The organism is Capnocytophaga gingivalis ATCC 33624 (assembly GCF_000174755.1).
GTDB lineage: Bacteria > Bacteroidota > Bacteroidia > Flavobacteriales > Flavobacteriaceae > Capnocytophaga > Capnocytophaga gingivalis.
Map to the genome: position 1 here is coordinate 1 of NZ_ACLQ01000026.1, position 25,998 is coordinate 25,998.

Sequence of the window (25,998 nt, forward strand, 5' to 3'; positions counted from 1 at the left end):
TATCCAAAACTGCAAGAGTCCTTTTTGGGGGTACAAAGTATTCTCCAGCAACTGCTCACAATTGATTTGCGCCAACATAAACAGCGGTTTGCCATTGACACTGGTAGGTAGAGTGCCGTCCTTAGGGATATAGGGTGTTCCACCAAATTTGCTATCGGTAAGGGCTAAGTTATCAGCTAAAGACAGCGAAATACGAATCACCTCCCGCTGGGTAGTAGCATTGAGGTTAGCAACGAATTGTTCGATTTGTGCTTGTGTAGGGGTCATATACTAAAAATTAAAAACTCAAAACTACATCAAGGATTCTTGTACTACCTTTTGGATTTTGGCGCGGATATTCTCGGTAATCAGTTTTTTGTTATCAGAAGTGGGAAAGGTACGGTTGGAGAGGAATACATAAATGGTCTGAGTGGCGGGGTCTGCCCAAGCCAAGGTACCTGTAAAACCTGTATGACCAAAGCTCTCAGGCGATACACAGCCACAGGTATAACCTCCCTGCCCTGGAAGCTGAGGTTTGTCAAAGCCCAAGGCACGGCGATTGCGTTCGGAGATAAAATAACTCTTATTAAAAGCATCAAAAGCATTGGCGGAGAAGTAGCGCACTCCCCCATAGTAACCTTTCTGTAGGAAAAGCTGCATCATCTTGGCTACATCATTGGCCGTACCGAAAAGCCCTGCATGACCAGCTACTCCACCGAGCATCGCCGCTCCCTGATCATTTACATAACCTCGAAGAAGCTGTTGGCGAAAACTCTTATCATCCTCAGAAGGCGCTATCTGTTCTTTAGGAAAGTGCTTTAGGGGTAGAAAAGTGAGCTGATAAGCACCCATACTTTGGTAAAAATCCTTTTCCACAGCCTCATTCAGTGGTTTTCCCTTAGTCATTTCTATATATTTCTGAAAAAGGTAATAGGAAAGATCACTATAAAGGTATTTTTTTGCTTTATAAGATCACTTTGGGCTATTGATTGAAGGATAGTATCGCGATAATTTTCCTTTATAAAAATATTCTCCGCTACTTGAGTAGGATATTTTGATGTAAGTGTTGCATTATAGATGTCAGTAGAAAGAACTTTTGTCTTGCTATCAATAGTTTTACGATAGAAAGGTAACCAAGCTTGTAACTGTCCATAGTGAGAAAGAGCTTCCTTGACTGTGATATCTGCTTTGTTGGTCCCGCTAAGCATAGGCAACAGGGTAGCGAGAGAAGCATTGAGTTTGATTTTTTGTTTGTCATACAGATCAATCAACTCAGGTACTGTAGCGAGTATCTTGGTAAGAGAAGCTAAGTCATATAAAGTATTATTGGTTACTTGTTCGGCATTCTTGTCATAGGTGCAGCGTCCAAAACTTTTTTGATAAACCACTACTCCATTGCGTGCCACCAATACTTGTGCCGAAGGAGTCATCTGTTTTTGGATAGCATCGGTTACAATGGAGTCTATTTTGTAGAAATTGGCTGAGTTCAACCCTGCATTCTCCGCTAATCCATAAGCCAAGCGGTTCAGGGGCTTGGTCGGAAGGTTACGCCCAAAAAGAACTCCTTTGTGAGCTGTTACTGGTAATACCCCTTCAAAGGGAATCGCCCCATAGATGAGTTGGGCGGCCTTCTGCTGAGCAAAAGGAGCATTCTGATAAGCTACAACCACCGCAGCAAAAGGGCTTAGGTCTGGCACATCCAAAAGCGCATAGGGCTTAGTAAAGACCGTAAGTATCACTTCCTTCTTCTCACCTATTATTTTTTGTAGTAGAGCAAGCTCTTGGGCATTGAACTTATAGTCTGCCCAAGGAGAAGCATTGGATCGGTGCAAACCTATGATAATACGATCAAAGGGTGCCATTTCCTTCTTGAGTGATTCCCAAGAGCCACTCTTGAGCTGTACTACATCCTGATAGTAGCGCAAGTTCTTGAAAAACTCCCAACCTGAATCGTCTCCAAACTTGATATAAGCAGTTTTCTTAGTATCTAAGTTCTTCAAAGGGAGTACATTTTTGGCATTCTGCAGAAGAGTAATAGCTTTCTCATAAATCTTCTCAGTAAGAAGATCGTCCTCCTTGGTATTGAGGTCTTTGGTCAGATTAGTCAGAGCCACTGGTTTGTACTTATTGAGTCCTGCCCAATACTTAGCTTTAAGAATTTTCTTGACAGAATGTGCCAAACGATATTCGTTGATGGTACCAGCACTATACGCATTTTTGAGTGTCTCTATTCCCTTAATAGGATCAGAGGACATAAGTAGTACATCATTTCCTGCCAAAAAGGCCTGTAAATCCACCTGAGAGGATTCTGCATAATCGGCTACCCCTTTCATCCCTAAAGCATCAGAGAAGATCAGCCCTTGGAAACCCAGCTGTTGCTTTATGAGCCCAGAGACGATTTTATAAGAAATAGATGCTGGCTTACCTTCGTCCAAGGCAGGAACATTCAGGTGTCCTACCATTAGGGAGGCTACCCCTGCTCCAATGAGTTTTTGGAAGGGGAAAAACTCGGTACTTTCCAAGCGTTCGCGGGAAAAAGAAACTGTAGGAAGGGTCTTATGAGAATCTTTTTCAGTATCACCATGCCCAGGGAAGTGCTTTCCACAGGCCAAGACTCCTACACTCTGCATCCCTTTGGTAAAAGCCACCCCCTTTTGAGCAACATTGAACTTGCTTTCGCCAAAGGATCTGTTGCCTATGATAGGGTTTTGTGGATTGGTATTGATATCTATATCAGGAGCAAAATCAATATGTACGCCTAAGCGCTTACAGTGCTGAGCGATACGCTTTCCTGCTTGCTCCACCAAGGCATTATCCTTGAGAGCTCCGAGAGTCATATTCCACGGAAAGGCATATACAGAGTCCAAGCGCATAGCCAGTCCCCATTCGGCATCCATGGCTATCATTAAGGGTACCTGAGCGGCTTCTTGAAACTCATTGGTGAGCTTGGCTTGAGCTACAGGACTTCCCTTGGAGAAGATAATCCCTCCTATATGGTACTTTTTGACAAGTTCCTTGATAGGTTTTTGTTGCTTGGCTGTATGTGAGCTAAATGCTTGTACCATAAAAAGTTGCCCTATCTTTTGCTCTAAGCTCATCGTTTTATAGATACTATCGACCCAGCGGGTTTGTGCTTGTTCGTCTTTGGTACGAAGTGGATCTATATTCTGCGAAAAAGAAAAAATAGGAATAAAAAGTAGTAAGGTAAAAAATCTCATTTTTGGTTTTTGTATTTTAAAGAGCAAAAATAAGGAAAAATAGCTCCTCACCAAAAGATAATTTATAAACAATTGCTAAATGAGCTCATTAGCAATTTGGCGGATCATCTACTGCCTTAGTGAGATAATAAAAGAACAAATTGAAGAAAATACATGGGGTGAATTGAAAGAAATACATAGGGTAAATTACAAAATACAAAGGGAAATTTGTAAAAATACAAAAGAGCGAATTGCAAAAATACAAAAGGGCGAATTGTAAAAATATAAAAGGGCGAATTGCAATTCGCCCCTACGAGATTAACAATTAACCATTAACAATTAATAATTATTTAAAAAGTGTATTTATCTGAATAATGGTTTGATCAAGGTCGCCCGAGGAGGTAAGAGCGACAATGCTGGTACCGACAATCACTCCATCAGCATACTGCCGCATCTGTTCCACATCGGCATGGGTTTTGATGCCAAAACCTAAAGATACGGGAAGGGAAGTCTGTGCTCTTACCTGAGTGATAAACTCCTTGAGACGTGGTAGATCCACCTGCTTACTTCCTGTAACCCCCAAGGAACCAATTGCATATACAAAACCTTCTCCCAAGGAAACAATAGGAGCAATACGCCCCTGAGAGGTTACACTTACCAATGGGATAAAGGCTATATGATGTGCTCTAAGCTTTTCTACTAACTCTTGTGCTTCTTCATAAGGCAAGTCTGGAATAATCAATCCTCGAATGCCTACCACTACACATTTCTCTAAAAAAGCATCTATCCCATAGGCAAAAATCAAATTGTAATAAACTAAGAAGACCAAGGGCTTATGCACCTGCCCTTTTACCGAAGAGAGCAGGTCAAAAACGGTATCGGTGGTTACTCCTGCTTGGGAAGCAGCAAAGGAGGCCTGTGAGATGAGCTTACCATCGGCCAAGGGATCAGAGTAAGGAATACCTATTTCCAAGATATCTATAGCAGTTCTATCAAGCTGAGAGAGAAACGCCTTAGTAAAATCCACATTGGGATAACCCGCTACAATATAGCCTATATTGACCTTTTCTTTTGCTGCGAATACTGAATTTATACTATTATTATTCATATTTTTCTCCTTTTAAGATTGAAAAAACGGTGTGCATATCCTTGTCTCCCCTACCCGATACATTCACTACAATAGTTTGTTTCTTATCCTTAGGAAGCGTCGGACAGAGTTTGCTTAGATAAGCCAAAGCATGGGCGCTCTCTATAGCGGGGATAATTCCCTCCTTACGAGTCGTGAGCAATAGAGCCTCCATAGCCTCAGTATCGGTAATAGGAGCATAGTGAGCTCGCTTGGTTTGGAACAGATGGGCATGCTCAGGGCCTATACCTGGGTAATCTAAGCCAGCAGAGATAGAATGTACAGGGCTTATCTGGCCGTACTTATCCTGCAGAACATAGGTTTTCATCCCGTGAATAATTCCCTCTCGCCCCAGAGTAAGAGTAGCCGCATGTCGGTCTGTATCTATCCCTTCACCTCCGGCTTCTACCCCATAGAGCTGAGTGGCAGGATCGTCCAAGAAACCTGCAAAGATACCTATAGCATTGCTTCCTCCTCCTACACAAGCGATAACATGATCGGCATGCTTGTCCTGAGTAGATAGTTGCTTACGAGCTTCACGACCTATCACGGACTGAAAATCTCTCACTATAGTGGGATAAGGATGAGGTCCCACCACAGAACCAATCACATAGAAAACAGTTTCTATCTCGGCCACCCAAGACTGTATGGCCGCTGTAGTAGCTTCTTTGAGGGTCTTGAGACCGTCCTCTATAGCCACCACCTTGGCACCCAAGAGCTCCATACGAAAGACATTCAACTGCTGACGCTCCATATCTACAGCTCCCATATACACCTCACATTCTAATCCTAAGAGGGCAGCAGCGGTGGCGGTAGCCACTCCATGCTGACCTGCCCCTGTCTCGGCAATCACCTTTTTCTTGCCCATACGCTTGGCTAAGAGTACCTGTCCTAAAGCATTGTTGATCTTATGTGCACCTGTATGGTTAAGATCTTCCCGCTTAAGAAAGATATCATGTCCGTAGTGTGCGCTAAGGTTCTTTGCATAGTATAAGGGTGTTGGGCGTCCTACATAATTCTTAAGCAAATCCTCCAATTCTGCCTGAAAACAAGGATCATTTTTAGCTTTTTCATATTCTTTCTCCAACTCTATGAGAGCAAACATGGCCGTTTCAGGCACATATTGCCCCCCAAAGTTTCCAAAATAGGCTTTATTTGTCATATTATTAGGTTATTTATTATATTTCTGTATTCCACTCCTATATTTCTCTATTTCTTTTATCAGCTTTTCTATAAGCTGGCGACTCTTTCGGTTGTTCTGCTCCACTTTGCTATTGACATCTATGATCGCAGGTTGGTAGCTAAGTGCCTTTTGTACATTCTCTACAGAGATTCCTCCTGCCAAGATAAAGCTATAAGGTGTAAGCCTCTCCAATAGTTGCCAATTGAAAACCAATCCATTGCCTCCTTCGGATACCCCCTTAGTATCCAACAGAGGTAAATCCATATAGGGCAAATAGTCCTCCATAGGTAAAAGCTTATCCTTTATAGAAAATACCTTCCATACCGTTATCCCTTTTGTTGTCAGCATCTTACAAATATCTGGAGATTCTTCTCCATGGAGTTGTACCACATCTATCCCTGTAAGGTTCACTGTATCTGCTATTTGCTCAAGTGGAGCATTTACAAAGACTCCTACAGTCTGCTTGCCTTCGCTATGAGCTATCTCGGTAATTTCTTTGGCTAATGCCACTGATACACAGCGAGGACTCCTTGGAGCAAAGATACACCCAAAATAATCAATGGGCAAGTCCTTCAAGTCTTGTATCTCCTCCAAACTACGGATACCGCATATTTTCAAAGCTGTTTTTTCCATCAGAATAAAAGTCCTTTCATGAGAGCTTCCCCTATAAGAAGTGCATCCACTCCAAGAGTCTCGGCATAATGTAGATCTTCCTTACTAAGGTAGCCACTCTCACTTACCACCAGGAGTGAAGTGCGTTGCTCTTCGGAAATCAAAGAAAGCAAACGTTCAGTAGTCTGCAGGGAAACCTCAAAAGTATTGAGGTTACGGTTATTAATTCCCAATATCTTCAACTGAGGAATACGTAATGCTCTCTGCAGTTCAGCTTCATCATGCACCTCCACCAATACATCCATTTGCAAGTCATAGGCCAAGGCATGTAGTGCTTGTAATTGCTCATCAGAAAGCATTCTGACAATCAACAAGATAGCAGAAGCCCCTAAGAACTTAGCTTGTGCTACCTGAAAAGGAGTATAGATAAAGTCTTTTCTAAGGATTGGCACTTTAGGAAAAGCCTCCACCACTTGGGGAATAAAAGTGTTATCTCCCTTGAAATAAGCCTCTTCCGTTAGGATAGAAAAAGCTGCTACCCCATGCTCCACGTAATGAGTTGCCTGTTTTAAGAGGTCGAAATTCTCCAGTGCGATCTGTCCCTTGGAGGGAGAAGCCCGCTTGATCTCGCCTATAATACGTATGCCTTCTTGTGACAGCGCTTTATGGAAAGAAGGACGCACCACAGAGTCCAGCTCCCGCTGGAGTTGGAGGTCTCTTTGCTGTTTTATTTGTGATAGTATATCCAAAGTAACTGTTAATTATCAATTATTAATTATTAATGCTTTCTATTTCTTTAATGAGCCTATTTGTCAGAAGAACATATATAAGCATAAGCATAGGAAAATACCTATAAGAATCCCAAAATATGGTAATCCATGTCTCCTTTAGAGAGTAAGTACTCCAAGCGGCTACTCTATCTACAAAGAGCATATAATCAATACTGTAGAATATGGATAATAGAGAAATCAAAATCAGCCCATACAAATACCCTCTTTTTTTCACTATTCTAAATAAAATAGTGAGTAGTATAGCCAAAACACCCATTCCTATAAGTAAAAATACAAAAATATCTTTCCAAAAAGAGCATTCTAAGCAAGAGGAGGACATACTATCCTTATAATCCTTCATGGATAAGAATAAGAAAACAGCATCTGTTACAAAGATAGCCATTATAAATAGTACGTATTTTAGTAGTTTTTGTCTCATTATTTCTGAAATGATTACTCTTTGTTGGCATTAATCATTTTAAGATAGTGTTCATACACTTTTCCACTACGAATAGCCTCCTGAATAAGAGGTTTAGCATCGGCAGGGTGCTTGACAAAGTCAGCTGTATAGAGTGCAAACATAGCATTAAGAATCACTATATCCGACTTGGGAGATTGCTCTTCTCCCTTGAGCGTTCTTAGAAGTATCTCAGCATTTTCCTCTGGGGTGCCTCCCTGTATATCCGCATGGAAAGCCCTTTTGAAACCAAACATCTCGGGAGCGATGGTATATTCAAGGATCTTTCCGTCCTTGACTTCTACTATCTTAGTCTCATCGCAGAGAGTAATCTCGTCCAAGCCATCATTACCCCTTACGACCAAGGCATGTTTCCTACCCAATAGCTGGAGTGTCTCGGCATATAAGCGCTGTACAGGCTCGTGGTAGAGACCTACCAGCTGATACTTGAGCTTGGTATTGGGGTGTAATAGAGGGCCTAACACATTGAATACTGTACGTATACCAAGCCTCTGTCGTACCTCCTTCACCTCCCCTACCAAAAGATGGAAAAAAGGTGCATGGAAGAAAGCCAAGTGTTCCTTTTGTAGGTGTTCCAGTTGGGTTAAAAGGTTGCTTTCCAAAGGAATCCCCAACCGACCTAATACATCGGAGCTACCACTCTGGCTGGTTACTGAGCGGTTGCCATGCTTGGCTACCTTCACCCCCATAGCTGCTACAATAAAGGCTACCGTGGTAGAGATATTGATTGTTTTGAGGCCATCCCCCCCTGTACCACAAAGGTCTATCATAGGACTCTCATCAGCAAAGGTGGCACTATAGGCTAAAATATTCCTTACAAAAGCTGTTAAGGATTCCGGATAGAGACTTTTTTCAGAGATTAAAACCAAAAGAGCTCCTAACTGAACGATATCATACTGTTTGGTATGGATAACTGCACAAATTTCCTTGAAATCTCCATCGGTTAAAGGAATATTTTCCTGTAACTTCTTTAGTGCTGTCTTGAACACCTCATTGGCTCTTGCCCTCTCTTGAGCATGGTTGTCAGCCACTGAGGGTTGTAGCTTCTGAGTATAGGTGATAAAGTTCTTAATAATGTGTTTGCCATACTCAGTAAAGAACGATTCGGGGTGAAACTGTATACTATATATAGGCTTTTCCTTATGTTCTAAAGCCATAATGATATCATCGTCTGAAAGAGCTGTAATACGAATATTCTCAGGAAGTTGCTCCTTTCCTACATAGAGAGAGTGGTAGCGCATTACCTGAAACTGCTTAGGCAACCCTCTAAAGAGTAAGGTGTTATCATCAGTTACCCTTAGAGCAGAGGTTTTCCCATGTAGCGGCACTTCCATACGGTTAATTTCTGCCCCATTGACCAAGCCAAAAGCCTGATGTCCTAAGCAAATTCCTAAGACAGGAATAGTAGTGTTTTTCTGAAGAATCTCCAAACAAATTCCACTATCCTTAGGATGCTTTGGTCCTGGGGAAAGTACGATGCGAGAGGGATTTAGAGCTGTGATCTCCTCCCATGTAATGGCATCATTACGCACTGTTTTGACCTCCTCTTCTGTGAGTTCCTGGAGATATTGTGCTACATTGAATACAAAAGAATCGTAATTATCTATCAGTAGTATCATTTCTCTTTGCAATTTTTAGTAAATACATTCAGTACAGAAGCCCGCTTGTGGCAGATCTCGTCATATTCCTTCTCCGAAACCGAGTCATATACAATACCGGCTCCTGCTTGGATAAAGACCTTTGATACTTGCTCATTCTCAGCATTGGCTTTTTCAAAGAAGGCACTACGTATAACTATGGCCAATTGTACATTGCCGTTGAAATGCAGAAATCCGATCCCCCCTCCATAGACATTGCGCCTAAAAGATTCTAATTCATTAATAATCTCCATAGCCCGTATTTTCGGAGCACCACTGAGGGTTCCTGCAGGAAAGACGATGGAAATCACCTCAAAAGGAGACACTTCAGTTCGCTTGTCTCCATACACATGGGATTCTATATGCATGATATGTTCGTAGCGAAGTATGTGCATCATGTCCTTGACTACCACAGAACCCTTTTGAGCGAATTTGCCTATATCATTACGCGCCAAATCCACCAACATACGATGCTCGGCACACTCTTTAGGATCAGCCAATAGCTCCTGTTCCAAGCGCAAGTCCTCATTAGCATCCTTCCCACGTGGACGTGAGCCTGCTATAGGGGCTATATGAATCTGACTACCTATGATATCTACCAGAATCTCAGGCGAAGAGCCTACTACCTCGCCATAAGGAGTAGGAAAGTGAAACATATAGGGAGAAGGATTGGCCTGACTTAGGTAACGATAGAAATCTAATGAATCCAAGTTACTTTCCAAAGATAACTGCTCACTTAGTACCACCTGGAAAATATCGCCAGAGCGTATATACTCCTTGGCTTTCTCTACCATTTGGTAGAAATGAGCCCGCTCTTGTGCAAGATCTGTATGCAATTGGTAGAAAACCTCAGGACTTGTAGGATTCTCTTGAACGGTAGCTTCTTCTAAGAAGTGAAAATACTGCTGCTCATCCCCATAAAAAGAATATACTTTGCTCACCTTAGAATAGTGCAGATAAGCCTTGGCGTTGGCAAAAACAAAAGCAGGAAAGTCATATTGCTTTTGACTTTTCTCAGGAATTTGTTCAAAAAAATGAATAGTCTCATAAGAGAACACCCCGAAAAGCCCTGCAAAAGGAGCAATAGATTTCTGTCTTTGGTGGTATTGCTCTAAGGAAGTATAACTATACTTGTAGGCATCCAAGTAATCACAGTCAATCCCAATAATCACCTGATTGACATCCTCGGCCAAGTAGGAATTCTTATATCTTTCTTTGATAAAAGTATAATAAAAAAGAGGAGGAGCAGTTAAGAACATATTTTCAGTTGTTAGTGATTAAAGGCGCAAAGATATTAAATTAATTAAAGAAAAACAAGAAAATTTTCATACATTTGAGAAAGAAAATAATTTTTTTATCTAACATAAGCTATCAAACAATAAATATTCGTATCTTTGTCCCCAATAGCTTCTATGTAAAGAAACTGGCAAGACTTTTGCATATAGAAATCTTAAAAAATTTATTTTAAAAGTAAAATAAAATGGCGAAGACAAAAACCGCTTTTTTCTGTCAGAATTGTGGGGCTCAATATAGCAAATGGCAAGGACAGTGTTATGCCTGTAAGGAGTGGAATACCATTGTGGAAGAAGTAATCCAAAAGGAAGAAAAGCACCAATGGAAAAAGGACGATGAGTCAGATACTCCTCGCTCGAAGAAAACTAACAAATACATTCCCCTGCATGAGATTACCACGGAAAAGGAAATGCGATTGGACAGTGGTGACCAAGAACTGAACAACGTACTTGGGGGCGGGATTGTCCCTGGATCGGTGGTGCTTATAGGAGGCGAACCTGGAATAGGAAAAAGTACATTGTTGCTACAGATTGCCATGCGCATGCCCTACAAAACCCTATATGTATCGGGTGAAGAAAGCCAAAAGCAAATCAAAATGCGTGGGGAGCGTATCACCAATGCCCGCAACAACTGCTATATACTTACCGAGACGAAGACTCAAAACATCTTCCAACAGATAAAAGAACTTGATCCTGAAATCCTTATCATAGACTCTATACAGACCCTCCACTCGGACTATATAGAGGCCTCTGCAGGAAGTATCTCCCAAATACGAGAATGTACAGCAGAGCTCATCAAATATGCCAAACTCACAGGAGTACCCGTGATCATTGTAGGGCATATCACCAAGGACGGTACCATAGCAGGCCCTAAAATATTAGAACACATGGTAGATACTGTTCTACAGTTCGAGGGCGACCGCAACCATGTATTCCGTATCCTCAGAGCGCTGAAAAACCGCTTTGGTTCTACCTCCGAATTGGGCATCTATGAGATGCTTTCCACAGGCCTTAGAGAAGTGAGCAATCCCTCAGAAGTACTGCTCTCCAAGACAGATGAAAACAGTTCTGGTACCGCCATTGTAGCTACTATAGAGGGTATGCGCCCACTCATGATTGAGATACAAGCCCTTGTGAGTAGCGCTGTATATGGAACCCCTCAACGCTCTACTACAGGATTCAATGCTAAGCGCCTGAATATGCTCCTCGCGGTACTGGAGAAGCGTGCAGGCTTTCGCTTAGGGAGTAAGGACGTGTTTCTGAACATCACAGGGGGTATCTCGGTAGATGATCCTTCCACGGACTTGGGTGTGGCTATGGCGATACTCTCCTCCAACGAAGATGTGGCGATCCCTAAGACCTTTTGCTTTGCCGCCGAAGTAGGTTTAGGAGGAGAAATACGACCCGTACAGCGAGTAGAACAACGTATCTCGGAGGCAGAAAAGCTCGGTTTTGATACCATTTTTATCTCCAAATACTGTAAGCTCACCGCTGGTAAAAGCAATATCAATGTCATCACTTATGCCAAAGTAGAAGAGGTCATCGCTCACCTATTTGGCTAACTGAAATATTCCGACAAGGCACTCATAATTGGAAATTTTAGAAGGAATCACTACCAAAAATACTCCGTTCTGTAAGATAATTTTAATTTATAATACTATGAAAAACTATTTATTCCCCGTTTTATTCCTTTTCTCTATTGTTATATGGGGACAAAATGATCCTTTACCGAGAAAAAATAGAAAAACACATAAAACAATAGGCGATTTTTTTGGAAAAGTAAAATCTCTAAGTTCTATTAGCTGTAAGGTTATAAACAATTATAAAGGAGATATCATAAGAACGACTTGTGAGAATTATGATCATGAATATTATTATCTTTTTGATGAAAAAGGTAATATAACTCAAACTAATAAATATGATAATTCAAACAAACTCATAGAAGAGAAAAAATTTCTATACTCCTATAATGAAAATGACTTACTTATAAAAGAATTATATTATAAAAACAATGATTTGATAGGAAGCTATACTTACAAATATGACAAACACGCCAATAAAATAGAAGAAACCTATGAAGATACTCAAAAAAACTACAAATATATAAGAAAATATAAGTATGATAACAAAAACCGCCTTATTTTTGTAAAAGAAAAAAACACCGATAGAGAAGACACACTCAATATTTTCAAAAGAACTTACAAAGATGATTTACTAATGGAAGAATATTATGGAGAAAAAAACTATTCTTATACCCATACTTATTTCTATGAAAATAAAAAATTAAAAACTAAAAAAGAAGAAAGTAGCAGTTTTGAAGGGTGTTATTTTACAAATACAGAAACTATATATACACACAATGACAAAGAACTTCCTATATCTTGTGATGTCTATATAAGTCATAAATTACAAAATAACATAACATATGAGTATGATGAAAAAGGAAGAAAAATAAAAAATGTCTACACCTTTCCTGATGATAGTCAATATAATTCTTATGCTACATACCAATATGATAAAAAGGGAAATTTGATTGAAGAAAATAATAGTCGTCTTTCTCAAAAAATAATCTATTTTTATGACGAGCATAATAACTGGATCAAGCAGGAAGTATATTACAACGACAAACTATCCCATATCTACGAAAGAATCTTTACCTATTATGAATAAAATATTTTAGTCTTATGAAACAGCTTTTAATTCCCTTTCTATTCTTTTGTATCACCATAGTTACTCAAAATACAGCTAATAAAGATACTATTCCCTATAAAACAAACGAAAGATACGATCAGTTTTTTCCTAAACCTCTTCGTGGAAAAATAAAAACGATCCATACGGTCGGTTGTAGGATAGAATATCAGGGAGATACTCCTGTTGCTGTATATCATCTTTTCCATAAGAATAAAATTAATCCTTATACCTACACTTATCACTTTGATAAAAGAGGTAATGATATAGCTTTTTATACTTATGATGCGCTAGGAAATCTTATGGATTGGGAGATAAAAACATTCAATAAGGCAGACAGTCTCACCTACCGAAAAATCTCTTATGTAATAGATAGTATTCGCCACTCTGCAGAAAGGTTCAATCTATATAATGATAAAAACTTACTTGTAGAGAGAGAAGACATAGACCGTTATGGTTCAAAAGTTTCTCTATATTTTTATAATGAGGCAGACAATATAATCAAAGAGGAAGACTATTATAAGGACAAATTATTCTATACTGCTCTCTATACTTACGATGCTAAGGGTAAACTCCTCGAAAAAAAAGAAAAAGAGAAAAATCCTAAAAAACATTCCACTACTATATACGAATATGATACCTTAGGAAATCTTATTCGTATTACAGAAAAAGAAAAAGGAGAAAAAACCTATGTCCTTACCAATAGAATTTATGAAAATAATACACTTATTAAAGAATATGATGATCATTCCTACTTATTATACACTTATAAAGAAGGAAAACTTATAGAAACAGAAAGTTACTATACAGGAATAGGAATTGACTATATCATAGATAGAAAAGTTATTACAAAATATAACGAAAAAGGTCAAATAATTAAAAAATTAGAATATCAAGGAAATATTTTAGAGCAAGAAACGAACTATTTCTATGATGAAAACAGAAAAGAAATCAAAGGTACTTCTTATAAGAAAGGACAAGAAAAATCCACTTGGGAAAATAAGTATTCTCCTGAAGGATACCTTATAGAAAAAGCTTGGAAAAGGGAAAAAGGAAATCCAAAAACACTTTACTATTATGATGCTATAGGAAATTGTATCAAAATAGAGGAATATTATAAAGGAAAACTAACTAATATCTATGAAAGAATTTTTACCTACTACAAATAATATTTTAGTCTTATGAAACATCTTTTAATCCCATTTCTATTCATTACTACTGTAATAGTTGCACAAAATACAGCTAACAAAGTAGAAAAATACAAAATAGATTCTGACTTAGCTTATCCTTTTGAGAAACCTCTTTTAGGAAAAGTAAAAAAAGTACATACAGCTCACTATTCTACAGTTGTAACTGTATTGAAAGATACTATCAAACGAGGACATTTTGTTGAAAATTATACTTATGGCTTTGATGAAAGAGGAAATGAAATAGAATTTATCAAGTATGATAAAGAAGGGAATATTTGGAATAAAGAAATAAAAAAATATAATGAAAAAGACCGTTTGCTCTATTCAAAAGAGACAAAAATCTTGGGTGAAGATGAAACTTATATAGAAGAAAACTCCTATTCATATAATGATAAAGGGTTTCTCATTGAAGAAAAAAGTTATGAAGAAGATCCTGATACAGGTATCTCCCATAGAAGAGAACTTTATAAATACAATAATGATCAAAAACTTATAGAAAACTCTTATTACTCAAATGATTCTTTGAAGAGACAAGTTCTTTATTGGTATGATAATAAAGGAAATCTTTTAAGGAAACTTTTTTATCTTGATAATAAGCCATATACTGATACAAAATTTGAATACAATCATATCGGAAACCTTATAAAAAAGACTGAAAACTATATAAAAACAGATTATAAACACGTAAAACAATACGAATATGATGCAAAAAACAGACTTATTCTTTTTACAAAGGAAGATGATGATACAAAAGAAATTATTTTAAAGATTATATATAAAGATGACTTAATTATAGAAATTTATGATAATAGAGATGATGAAGAGGTACATATTTTTTATTCTTACAAGAATAAAAAATTGATAAATAAAGTTATTTCTAAAAGTTTCTTTAATGGATGTTATTATGATTATATCAAAGAGAAGATTTTATATGATGAAAAGGGTCGTATAAAAAAATCATTTGATTACAAACAAAATAAAATAAAAAAAACCTACACCTATTATTACGATAACAAAGACAGAGTCATAAAGACAGAGCTATTATATACAGGAGACAAAAAGGAATATTGGATAGATAATTATGACACAATAGGAAACCTAATAGAAACTATTTATAAGAACAATGATTATAGAGACAAAGATAGCTATACTTATGACAACAACAATAACTTGCTTTCTAAAATAACTTACAAAGGAAATAAAGCAATAGAAAAAACATTTTATACTTATGATAAGTACCAAAATATTATAAAAATAGAAAAATATAATAATGGAAAGAACTATATTTACAAAAGAACATTTACCTATTATGAATAAAATATTTTAGTCTTATGAAACAGCTTTTAATTCCCTTTCTATTCTTTTGTATCACCATAGTTGCTCAAAATACAGCTAACAAAGTAGAGAAATACAAAATAAATCCTGCTATAAATGATGAGTTCAAAAAACCTCTTTTAGGAAAGGTAAAAACTATGCATACTGCCCATTATTTTATAGAGTATAATAAATATGACACTATAAAAAAGGAGCTTTTTGATAATAATTATACTTATGGCTTTGATAAAGAAGGAAGAGAAATTCTATTTATCAAATATGATATGCACGGCAATATAAGTAGCAAATATGAAAGGAGATACAACGAAAAAGATAGTCTTATTTATCTAAGAGAATTTATATGGGGAGAAAACTTTGGAACTTATATAGAAGAAAAATCTTATTTCTATAATCCATTAGGACTATTACAAGAATTAAAAGGTTATAGTCTTAAAGAAAGTGATCCCCTTTCTCTTTACCGAGAGCTATACAAATATAATGACAAGCAACAGCTCTTAGAAAGTCATTATTACAACAAAGATACACTCACAGAAACTGCTATCTATTCTTATAATAACAAGGGAAAGCTTATAAAGAAGCTTGATTATTCAAAAGGAAAATTACGCTCTGAATACAAACTTGAATATGATGAAAGAGACAACCTTATCAAAAAAGATTATTATTTTACACAATTCTCTATCAGTCAAAAAAGTATCACTAAGTACCAATATGATGACCAGAACAGACTTATCTTGGCTACAGAAAATATAGATGGAGATGAGAATATTCTCATTAAGAACATTTATAAAGACAACTTACCTATAGAAATTTATGAGAAGAATAGAAGTGGAGACGAAATACATATATTTTATCATTATAAAGACAACCAACTTATAGAAGAAAAATCTACCAGATTTTTTAATGGACATTATTACAGTACTACTAAAGAAAAAATACAATATGATGAAAAATGTCGTATAAAGAAATTCTATGATTATGAAGGAAAAGAAATAGCAAGAACTTATATTCATTATTATGATGATAAGGATAGAATAATAAAAACAGAACTATTATACAGCAATAATAAAAAAGAATATTGGACAAATAGTTATGATATGGCTAATAATCTTACAAAAACTATTTATAATAATAATAAAGAAGCCGATAAAGATATTTATAGATATGACAAAAACAATAACTTACTCTCTAAAATAATTTATAAAGGAAATAAAGAAGTATATAAAGTACTTTATACTTATGACAAAGATAATAACTTACTTTCTAAAACAACTTACAAAGGAAATAAAGCAATAGAAAAAACATTTTATACTTATGATAGCTATCAAAATCTTATCAAAATAGAAAAATATAATAACGGAAAGAACTATATCTACGAAAGAACTTTTACCTATTACGAATAAAATATTTTAATACTATGAAACATTTTTTATTTATCTTATTATTTTATTTTTCTTCTTGTTTTTATGTATCTCTTCTGTCTCAAGAAGATGACCCTAATAGATATACTAACGAACATCTTAGAAACTTAGGTATTACTCCTCAAGGGAAAGTAAAATCAGTAGAGAAATTTATTTATCACTATGACACTAAAAATGGGAAAGAGGCAAAGATATTCCCTAAAAATGCCAAAGTAGAACGCATGCCCGTACACAGCCGATACGTCTTTGATAAAAAGGGAAATATCATAGAATTTTATAACTACTATACCGATGGAAAACTTTTCCAAAAGATATTTTACCAATACAACACGGACAATCTACTTACAAAAGCTGATGAATACAAATACATAGAAGAAAACAATCCCCAGCTCACAGAAGAAGAAATTTTCTACGAGGGAAAAGTAATGATCTCTAAAAAATACAAGATTGATGGTATTTTATCTAAAGTAGAAATGTTATTTGATAAAAACAAAAGGAAAAAAGCTATTTTGGAATACAGAAATGATACACTTATCAATAAAAAGAAGTATTCCTATAATAGTAAAGGGAATATTACACACGAAAAAAACAAATCTACCAGTCTTTTAAGTGATGAAGCTAATGAGACTTGGTATAAATATACTAAAGAAGGTACACTAGTTGCTGAAAAGAAAGAATGCTATTCTATGTTTTGCTTTTATACTACTTACCAATATTTATCCAATGGTGAAGTATATGAAGAGACTACCTATACAACACCTTTACACGATGATAAAGATATCTCTGATAAGAAAACAAAATACTACATCTATGACTCCAAAGGAGCTATAGTAGAGATACAAATATACAAAGGAAAAGAATTTCGTTCCTATCATTGTATTGAAAATGACAAGGAAGTAGAAAGTTATAGTTATTTTCTAGAAGGAGAGGTTAGAAAGACTCTTTTTTCTTACAATAAGGATAACCAACTTATCAAGGAAGAAAATTTTGATTTACTCAATGGAAATTTTATTTCTGGAACGTATTATACATATGATGAGAAAGGAAATTTGCTACAAATAAGTGATAAACCTACTTCCTCTCCTAATAGAACAATTTACCACTATGACAAATACAATAACTGTACAGAGGAAATCTATTACAAGAATAATAAGCGTGCTGCCGTTGTAGAAAGAATATTCACCTATTATTAATGACTAATGACAAGAGGCTTCCCTTCTACTTATCAAAGACAAATGCTAAAAAGCATCCTGTAGCATAGCAAAGAATATCTTCAAAAGAGAAATAATTTCCTAGCAGAATATACCCAAGGGTACCTTTGCCAAAGCCAAAGAAAGCTGCCAGTTTAAAGTATTGTAGTATCTCTACAAATACGGCAAAGCAGAAAATCCCTATAAGTAATTTCTTGGTGTTCTTGATATGAAAAAAAGCTCTAATAAAACAATAGATGAGTATTACTACCAAAATATCTCCTAAGTATGCCCTTACAAAGGGAACACTCTTGAATACAGTGGCTATGGCTACCTCTACCAAAAAGATAATTAGGGCAGCGAAGAAGTATTTGGAATTGAATTTCATTGGTTTAAGTAATATTTTTCAATGACTGTTTTTACAGAGACAAAACCTATTTTACCTAAGTCTATTTCAGATATGGGAATCCATTGTAAAGACTTGATTTCATCTTCCGCTCTTACAGAAACAGGGACATCCAAAGGACATTCATAAAAAATATCCATAGTACGATAAGGAATATTTTTGTACAAATAGTGATTGGGCTGGGTAGTAAGGTATTTTAGCTGATTAGATACTATCTGCAAACCCAATTCCTCATTTACTTCACGACAAACAGCGGCTTCGGCATTCTCATCAGGATCTATAAATCCCCCAGGTAAGTCAAGCTTGCCCTTGTCTGGGTCTATATTGCGCACTGTAAAAAGGATTTCATCCTTACGCCTAAAGATAACCGCTACTGCAGCAGCTATATTGTGATAATACACAAAGCCACATTGGTGACAAAGAAAACGTACCAAGCGAGGAAACTCGACATCTGTGCTGCCACAATGAGGACAATAGGTAAAAATATTCTCCATGATTACTCATTTTACAAGGACAAAGGTAGTAAAAATTGCACATATAAACACACAGAAAAAGAAAAATCATTTTATAGTCCAAAAGTCATTATTTTTTTGTATATTTGCTCTGCACAAAAATTATCTATTCAAAAACAAAGATCATGTTAGTAAAGATCTATGGCAGTGCTGTTTATGGTGTAGAAGCCATCACTATTACCATTGAAGTAAATATAGATAAGGGTGTAGGCTATCACTTAGTAGGTCTCCCAGACAATGCCATCAAGGAGAGTAACTACCGCATAGAAGCCGCCCTACACAACAACCAATATAAAATCCCAGGAAAGAAAATCACCATCAATATGGCTCCTGCCGATATGCGCAAGGAGGGCTCGGCGTATGACCTAAGTTTTGCTATAGGAATTTTAGCTGCTAACGGACAGATACAATGTGAGGAGATAGAGCGATATATCATCATGGGAGAACTCTCTCTGGATGGCAGCCTGCAACCCATCAAAGGGGCACTCCCTATTGCCATACAAGCCAGAAAGGAAGGGTTCAAGGGCTTTATTCTACCTATACAGAATGCCAAAGAAGCCGCTATTGTGAACAACTTAGAGGTATATGGAGCAGAGAATATCAAGCAGGTTATAGACTTTCTCAATGGAGAAAATACCCTCCAGCGAGTGGAGATCAATACCCGTGAGGAGTTTTTCAAACATGTAGAGACCCCTGAGTTTGACTTTGCCGATGTAAAAGGCCAAGAGAGTGTCAAGCGGTGTATGGAGATTGCTGCAGCGGGTGGGCATAACATCATACTGATAGGCCCTCCAGGTTCAGGAAAGACGATGCTCGCTAAGCGCCTTCCTGGCATACTTCCGCCTATGACCCTACAAGAAGCCTTAGAAACCACTAAAATTCATAGTGTAGTAGGGCGGGTAAAGGACAACGGACTTATCTGTCAGCGCCCTTTTCGTAGTCCGCACCATACTATTTCGGACGTGGCACTGGTAGGAGGGGGCAGCTATCCCCAGCCTGGGGAAATCTCCTTGGCACACAATGGTGTGCTCTTTTTGGACGAACTGCCAGAATTCAAGCGTAGTGTATTGGAAGTGATGCGCCAACCTTTGGAGGACAGGGAGGTTACCATCTCACGTACTAAGTTCTCCATCACCTATCCCGCTTCGTTCATGTTGGTCGCCAGTATGAACCCTTCACCCAGTGGTTACTTCAATGACCCTGACGCGCCTATGACCAGCTCTCCTGCCGAGATGCAGCGCTACTTGAGCAAAATCTCAGGCCCCTTGCTTGATCGTATAGACATTCATATAGAAGTGAATCCAGTACCCTTTGAGAAACTTTCTCAACGGGAAAAAGCAGAAAGCAGCACCTCTATCCGTGAACGGGTGATACAAGCTCGAGAGATACAAACACAGCGGTTTGCCCAGTACGAACACATCCACTACAATGCCCAGATGGGGAGCAAACAGATCAGGGAATATTGCCATGTAGAAGAAGCCTCCTTAGCTATGCTCAAGAAGGCAATGGAGCGACTAAGCCTCTCGGCACGTGCCTACGACCGTATCCTTAAGGTAGCCCGTACCATAGCCGATTTGGAAGGTAGTGAAAGCATTAAGGAATACCATATAGGAGAGGCCATCCAGTACCGAAGTTTGGATCGTGAAGGTTGGTTAGGAGGACTTTAGCAAGTGAGAAAGCTATTTTTTGTACATTTCAACAGGTTGTACACTGAGCAAGTCCTCTACAAGATTCTGAAACAACAGCTGTGCTATACGTTCAGTTCCTTTATCTGAAAAATGTACCAAATCACTGGCAGCCATACGGTTATCATACCATATTTTCATAGAGTTTTTTCCACCCATTGCCTCATACATACTGAAGAAAGCAAAGCCATTTTCGGCGGCTTGTTTTTTCATTTCTGCTACCAGCTCAGGGATAATATCATAGGTAGTTTTGCTACTTCTACGGAGCATATCACTTGGCCCTATGAGCAAAAAGAGAGCATCAGGATTGCGCTTCTGTACCCATTGCATATTGGTAATAATACGTTTTACACTGGGAACTACCTTATTCTTGGTAAGATAAGGAACAAGATTCCCACCAAACTGGAAAATAATAATATCCGGTTTAAGCTCTCGGCTCATCGCATCATAAGTATCTTGTATACGTGTAAAATGGAAGCCAGAATCTCCACGTGTGGGAATATTATCAACTTGTACTCCCTGAGCACTCCCGACAGTTACCCCATAGAAATCAGGACTTTTGGTGCCAGAAAACTGAAATCTAAGCTTCTTCGGAGTGGCTGAGAGGTGAAGCTTATAGGCATGATAAGCACCATCGGCTATAAGTGTATCCTTCTTTATCTCTGTATTATTTTCATAGACTGTAACTAAAACAGGAACTGTACAATTACCATAGTGAACAGAAATATCTGTATATTGGCTCAGTGTAGGATAGTAGGAATAAGAGGGCGAAATAGTAAAAGAAGCTGTCTTTAGCCCAGCTGTTTCTCCACGAGCTGGTGCAAAACGACATACATTGGCATAGAGCCCATATTGGTTATTTGTCAAAAGATCTTTATTCTTACGCTGTTCAGCATTAAAGAGGGCATATCGATACCAATTTCCAGAAGTTTGCTCTATAATACTATGCTGTCCATAAGGCATCTTAATGGGGAAATACCCCGGTCCTGTCCCCCCATAGAGTAGCTGCAGGCCATTGCGCAAATAGGCTGTAATACGGTCTCCTTCTATTTTGGAATCTCCATAATGTAAAATACGACATGAAGGTTGGCTAAGCTTCTGGTGGAGCTTCTTAACAAAATCTCTTGGCGGATTAGGATAATATATCTGCCCCTCTACATTGCTCACAAGTTTAGGATTCCCGCCTTCCAAGAACACACCTATGGAATCTCTTAGCTGGGTCATATCCTCTGGAAAGACAAACGTTTTTGTATTGAATTGACCGGTTGCCAGAGTATCCTTTTTAGAAGTATTCTCTGGTGATTTCCCTTGTATAATGGCCATAGCCTTATCATTCTTGATGGCCTCTGTATGAGAGAATATATCCCAAAAGGTAGGGTATTTTAACTGAAAACTACCTATCTTTATTCCATGGGCAACCTCATTCTCTTCGTCCATATATTCATGACTGAGAAAGGTAAGCCATAGAAGAGATACCAAGACACTAATCATAAAGATTACTATTTTTTTAGGGGACATGTATGCTTCTTTTTTTCGGGTGCAAATATAGGAATAAAAATACAATCATAGGGGAACGGCTTTGTTTTTTAATCAATTACTTTTCAACAAAAGGAAGTTCTGGATCATATATTTCTTTAAGTAGTTCGATCAATTTCTGTTCAAATTCTTCACGTACTTGACTATCCACAAGGCTTATTTCCTTATCTTTTTGATTTCTAAACCCTATAAATCCCAGTTTCAATCTCCTAAAAGAATAGTTACCTACATATACATTGTCCGCATCTTGTATTATACCCATTTTGAATAATAGATAAGCATACATCAGCAGTTGAAAGGCTTTTGAATATTTGTAGTCTAATATAAGATTTTCCCAACCTTTATCCGAGAGTTTTACATCTTCCCTATCCACAATACCGGACTTATAATCCACTATATAAATATCGTTCCCTCGTCGTTCTACGCGGTCAATTGTTCCATTGAAACATATTGGGAAAGGAAATTCATCAAACTTTATATCTATCTGTATTTTTTGCTCTACAGAAAGTAATGTTACTACATTTTCAGAGACATTTTTTTCATCTATCGCTAAGAATTTCATTACATATTCTTCTATTGTCTGCTGTACAAATATATTTTTCCCAGATATTTCATCATTTTGTTGGTACTCTTTGAATACTATTTCTGTAGTTTCCCTTACTTTTTTTCTTATTTCATCTATATTCTTCTTAGAAATTATAGAATTTACATAAGGGGTATAAAGTAATTCGAGTATTCTATGTATAATGGTTCCCAAGGAACGATCCTCTACGATTTCTTCTACTTCTGCCTCATCTCTTATATCTAATATTTGTTGCTGATAGAAATCTATAGGATTTCTTACATAAGTCGTAAGAGAAGAGGGAGAGAATCCTTTTCTATGTTTGGGATCTATTTTTGTAGCTATAGCAACCAATTTCTCTATAATATTCTTATCTTTTTCGATTTCTATTTGATTTTGTTTTATTATTTTCACCTCAGGGAACTTCACTTGAGATCTTATTCTATAATCAGATAACAATTGTAATACGAATCGACTTCTTTCACTTCCTCTGAGACCATCTGTATCTGTATTATAGAGCAGTATCGCTCGGTGAGTATGCTGGAGTATTCTATAAAAATAGTAAGAATACATATAGTCCGATTCTTTGTAAGTTGGCAATCCTAAATTAGCTCTTACATCAAAGGGGATTAACGAATTTACGGCATTCCCTTTAGGAAATATGCCCTCATTCATAGAGGTTATTAGCACATTTTTAAAATGTATATTCTGTGCTTCCAACACTCCCATTATTTGCAAACCTCTCAGAGGTTCTCCTCTGAAACTTAACTTCTGTTTCACAAGTAAATCATTATATATATAGTACAAAGACTTCACACTATCTATATAATTATATTTTTTTTGCAAATAATGTATCTGGTTGAACAATTCATAGAAATTATATATATACTCTAAGTTTAATACATTCTCTTTATCACTTTTTTCTAAAGATTCTTTGATAAAAAACAAGAGTTTTATAACATTTTCTATTAATTTACTTACCGAAATATCCTTTTCATCATCAAATAAAAGATTTATAAGCTCCCTATCTTCTTCTTTTACATACAAATCTAAAATTTTCTTATATACATAAGAAAAATTATGCTCATTTATATAAGTTATTGTATCTTTTTTATAGTTTTCAGAAAGCAAATTAGTCAAAAAAGGTTGTTCTAATAGTGCTTTTATTTCCTTATGATACCATCTACCAGAGATATATAACTTAAAATAAGCTGAAATCAAGTCATGTACAGGGGTCTGCTGCAGAGGATACCCCATAGTGATATTGATTGGGAGTTTATTGGTATCTATAGCTTGTAGTAAGGGAAGTAACATATCACTATCACTAAGCACAATAGCTGTTTGTTCCCATTCCTCCTCAGGGATTTCATCTAAGAGAGTTGTCAGCAGATGTATTTGATTGACTTGCTTAGGAGTTCCATATATTTTTATCTCAGGCAAAGTCTTTTCCTCTGTAATCCATTTAGGTTTTCTTTCTCTTTGATAGTACTTCCATCTTTTTAGATAATTTTCTATAAAGTATCCTGCACTGTGTTGGTTATTGAGGAAATGCTTTTCTATGTCCCAATAGATATCCGCTTGCATTTCTTCCAGAATATATTGTATAATCTTTTCTTGAGCCACACTTAGCGCATTGAAGCCAACAAAAAGGTGTAATTTTTCTTTGTTCGCCTGTCTATAAGCATCAATCTGTTCGTAAGCTATTCTCGCGATAAATCCTTGATATCCTTGTTTTTGTTGGTACATCACCTTGTGGATTGCATTGTAGTATGTACCCAAAGTACGCCAGAACTCCAAGTGTCTTTGCTGCATAGGGGTAAGCTCCTCCCCTACCGACCAATGTTCGACCTCCTTGATTGCCTCCATATAAGGGAATATATCCTTATAGGCAATCAGGTACTGGTCTATATCACTAAAATCCTTCCACAACATTCGTCCCCAGCCAACAAATTTTTCAAAATCATCGACCTCAGATTCTGTATGTTCCTTATACACCTTATAGAGTTGAAACAATCCCTGTAAGTCTGGCATCTTCTTTATTCCAGAGATGCGCTCCAAAAGATTGTCTAAAGTAATAAATTCTGGTGATATAGCAGCTTTGTGCACTTTTTCTGAGAAAATTTTCCTTAAAAAAAGAGCAGAACGCCTATGAGGGGTTATAAATATAACCTCCCCAGTAGGCGTATCAGCATAGTTTTCTAAATAGTCCTCAATAACTTGCTCTAAAAACATAACAATTTGAGTTTTCAGTTCTTAGTTTTAAGTTTGAGCCATACAACAACTCAAAACTCAAAACTATTTATCATTTTCTCTTTTTATTCTTAGGCTCTTTGTTATTTTTATTATATTTGTGGTAGTAAGCCAACATTTTATAATAAAGCTTGGCCGCCAAGAAAGCCGTAGGTTTTGCTTGAGGACTATCCATGAGTTCTACTATATCAAAAGCTACTACATTACACTTTTTAAAAACCTTTTTCAGTAATTTTAGCGTAGGATACCACTGCAAACCACCTGGTTCAGGAGTTCCAGTAGAGGGGGCTATAGAAGGATCAAAAGCATCCAAATCTATCGTAATATATACATTACCTGATACTTTATCCAATACATCCTTAATCCAATTGTCATTCTTAGCAATCTCATGAGCGAAGAAAACTCTTTTGTGAGGCAGGTATTGCTTTTCCTCTGCATCCATTGAGCGAATGCCTACCTGCACAAGCTTGTGTTTTTGATTGGCCTCGAAAACCGCACAAGCATGATTGTTCTTAGATCCGTGATACTCAGGACGCAAGTCGGTATGTGCATCGAGCTGTAGGACAGTTAGGTTATGGTACTCCTCACCTACTGCTCTTATAGAACCTATTGAAACAGAGTGCTCTCCCCCTATTAGGGTAAATAATTTTTCTCTATCCTTAACCAATTCCTTTGTTTTTTGGTACACAGCCTCTACCATCTTCTCTGGAGAGCTTTTTTCAGAGACTTCCCCTGCCATATAGACCCCTTGCAAATAAGGTTCTGTATCTGTCTCTATATCATATAGTTCCATATTCTCAGAAGCATCCAAGAATAATTCTGGCCCTTTGTCAGCGCCTTTTCCCCAAGTGGAGGTACCATCATAAGGTACTGTTACCAATACTACTTTTGAATTTTCATAAGTCGCATTCTCAGCAGGTATACCTGCATATGTATTTTCCATCTTTGTATG

Annotated in this window: 20 protein-coding genes and 1 pseudogene; 7 read left to right on the forward strand and 14 right to left on the reverse strand. The window is 37.1% G+C overall.

Annotated elements, in window-relative coordinates:
- The 9 genes and pseudogenes from CAPGI0001_RS10235 to CAPGI0001_RS10280 form a co-directional block, all read right to left on the reverse strand.
- On the reverse strand, nucleotides 1-267 hold a 267-nt coding region (locus CAPGI0001_RS10235; protein WP_002669682.1), incomplete at its 3' end, for a DUF1963 domain-containing protein.
- A 24-nt stretch (nucleotides 268-291) separates the two neighbouring features.
- Nucleotides 292-3,197, reverse strand: a pseudogene (locus tag CAPGI0001_RS10240) (serine hydrolase domain-containing protein).
- A 325-nt stretch (nucleotides 3,198-3,522) separates the two neighbouring features.
- A complete protein-coding gene (gene trpA / locus CAPGI0001_RS10250) occupies nucleotides 3,523-4,284 on the reverse strand; it encodes a tryptophan synthase subunit alpha (RefSeq protein WP_002669639.1) in 762 nt (253 codons plus the stop codon).
- Entirely contained in the window at nucleotides 4,277-5,464 is a 1,188-nt protein-coding gene (trpB, locus tag CAPGI0001_RS10255; protein ID WP_002669677.1) for a tryptophan synthase subunit beta, read from the reverse strand. Before trpB ends, trpA begins: the two co-directional genes overlap by 8 nt.
- 9 nt (nucleotides 5,465-5,473) lie before the next feature.
- Nucleotides 5,474-6,118 (reverse strand): phosphoribosylanthranilate isomerase, encoded by a 645-nt coding sequence (locus CAPGI0001_RS10260; protein ID WP_002669687.1) that lies wholly within the window; start codon nucleotides 6,116-6,118, stop codon nucleotides 5,474-5,476.
- A complete protein-coding gene (locus tag CAPGI0001_RS10265; RefSeq protein ID WP_002669695.1) occupies nucleotides 6,118-6,846 on the reverse strand; it encodes an indole-3-glycerol phosphate synthase TrpC in 729 nt (242 codons plus the stop codon). The genes CAPGI0001_RS10260 and CAPGI0001_RS10265 overlap by 1 nt, the downstream gene beginning before the upstream one ends.
- A 22-nt stretch (nucleotides 6,847-6,868) precedes the next feature.
- The gene (locus tag CAPGI0001_RS10270) at nucleotides 6,869-7,306 is read right to left on the reverse strand and encodes a hypothetical protein (RefSeq protein WP_040360252.1); all 438 of its coding nucleotides are present in this window, start codon (nucleotides 7,304-7,306) and stop codon (nucleotides 6,869-6,871) included.
- 14 nt (nucleotides 7,307-7,320) lie between these two features.
- Entirely contained in the window at nucleotides 7,321-8,964 is a 1,644-nt protein-coding gene (gene trpD, locus CAPGI0001_RS10275; RefSeq protein ID WP_002669641.1) for an anthranilate phosphoribosyltransferase, read from the reverse strand.
- Nucleotides 8,961-10,241 (reverse strand): anthranilate synthase component I family protein, encoded by a 1,281-nt coding sequence (locus CAPGI0001_RS10280; RefSeq protein WP_002669681.1) that lies wholly within the window; start codon nucleotides 10,239-10,241, stop codon nucleotides 8,961-8,963. The genes trpD and CAPGI0001_RS10280 overlap by 4 nt, the downstream gene beginning before the upstream one ends.
- Before the next feature lie 221 nt (nucleotides 10,242-10,462).
- Between CAPGI0001_RS10280 and radA the strand changes: the two genes are divergently transcribed.
- From radA to CAPGI0001_RS10310, 6 genes are all read left to right on the forward strand, one after another.
- The gene (gene radA, locus CAPGI0001_RS10285; RefSeq protein ID WP_002669643.1) at nucleotides 10,463-11,836 is read left to right on the forward strand and encodes a DNA repair protein RadA; all 1,374 of its coding nucleotides are present in this window, start codon (nucleotides 10,463-10,465) and stop codon (nucleotides 11,834-11,836) included.
- 97 nt (nucleotides 11,837-11,933) lie between these two features.
- Nucleotides 11,934-12,944, forward strand: a complete 1,011-nt coding sequence (locus CAPGI0001_RS10290) for a hypothetical protein (protein WP_002669652.1) — start codon at nucleotides 11,934-11,936, stop codon at nucleotides 12,942-12,944.
- 14 nt (nucleotides 12,945-12,958) lie between these two features.
- Entirely contained in the window at nucleotides 12,959-14,131 is a 1,173-nt protein-coding gene (locus CAPGI0001_RS10295; protein ID WP_002669667.1) for a hypothetical protein, read from the forward strand.
- Nucleotides 14,132-14,143: 12 nt separating this feature from the next.
- On the forward strand, nucleotides 14,144-15,469 hold the full coding sequence (locus tag CAPGI0001_RS10300) for a hypothetical protein (RefSeq protein WP_002669691.1): 1,326 nt from the start codon (nucleotides 14,144-14,146) through the stop codon (nucleotides 15,467-15,469).
- 14 nt (nucleotides 15,470-15,483) lie between these two features.
- Entirely contained in the window at nucleotides 15,484-16,887 is a 1,404-nt protein-coding gene (locus CAPGI0001_RS10305) for a hypothetical protein (RefSeq protein ID WP_002669663.1), read from the forward strand.
- A gap of 14 nt (nucleotides 16,888-16,901) precedes the next feature.
- Nucleotides 16,902-18,098, forward strand: coding sequence for a hypothetical protein (locus tag CAPGI0001_RS10310; RefSeq protein ID WP_002669637.1), 1,197 nt, complete (start codon nucleotides 16,902-16,904; stop codon nucleotides 18,096-18,098).
- Nucleotides 18,099-18,123: 25 nt separating this feature from the next.
- On the opposite strand, the gene CAPGI0001_RS10315 is transcribed toward CAPGI0001_RS10310, so the two are convergent.
- Nucleotides 18,124-18,483 carry a ribosomal maturation YjgA family protein gene (locus CAPGI0001_RS10315; protein WP_002669685.1) on the reverse strand — a complete coding sequence of 120 codons (360 nt, stop codon included), beginning with the start codon at nucleotides 18,481-18,483 and terminating at the stop codon, nucleotides 18,124-18,126.
- Nucleotides 18,480-18,995: an NUDIX hydrolase gene (locus CAPGI0001_RS10320; RefSeq protein WP_002669669.1), complete on the reverse strand. Its 516-nt coding sequence runs from the start codon at nucleotides 18,993-18,995 to the stop codon at nucleotides 18,480-18,482. Before CAPGI0001_RS10320 ends, CAPGI0001_RS10315 begins: the two co-directional genes overlap by 4 nt.
- A 143-nt stretch (nucleotides 18,996-19,138) precedes the next feature.
- On the opposite strand from CAPGI0001_RS10320, the gene CAPGI0001_RS10325 reads away from it, so the two are divergent.
- Nucleotides 19,139-20,680: a YifB family Mg chelatase-like AAA ATPase gene (locus tag CAPGI0001_RS10325; protein ID WP_002669673.1), complete on the forward strand. Its 1,542-nt coding sequence runs from the start codon at nucleotides 19,139-19,141 to the stop codon at nucleotides 20,678-20,680.
- Between the two features lie 12 nt (nucleotides 20,681-20,692).
- On the opposite strand, the gene CAPGI0001_RS10330 is transcribed toward CAPGI0001_RS10325, so the two are convergent.
- From CAPGI0001_RS10330 to speB, 3 genes are all read right to left on the reverse strand, one after another.
- Entirely contained in the window at nucleotides 20,693-22,216 is a 1,524-nt protein-coding gene (locus tag CAPGI0001_RS10330; protein ID WP_002669671.1) for an SGNH/GDSL hydrolase family protein, read from the reverse strand.
- Nucleotides 22,217-22,292: 76 nt separating this feature from the next.
- Nucleotides 22,293-25,028 (reverse strand): PD-(D/E)XK nuclease family protein, encoded by a 2,736-nt coding sequence (locus CAPGI0001_RS10335; RefSeq protein ID WP_002669662.1) that lies wholly within the window; start codon nucleotides 25,026-25,028, stop codon nucleotides 22,293-22,295.
- 70 nt (nucleotides 25,029-25,098) lie between these two features.
- Complete coding sequence (gene speB / locus CAPGI0001_RS10340; protein WP_002669634.1) at nucleotides 25,099-25,989, reverse strand: agmatinase; 891 nt, start codon at nucleotides 25,987-25,989, stop codon at nucleotides 25,099-25,101.
- Nucleotides 25,990-25,998 lie beyond the last annotated feature (9 nt).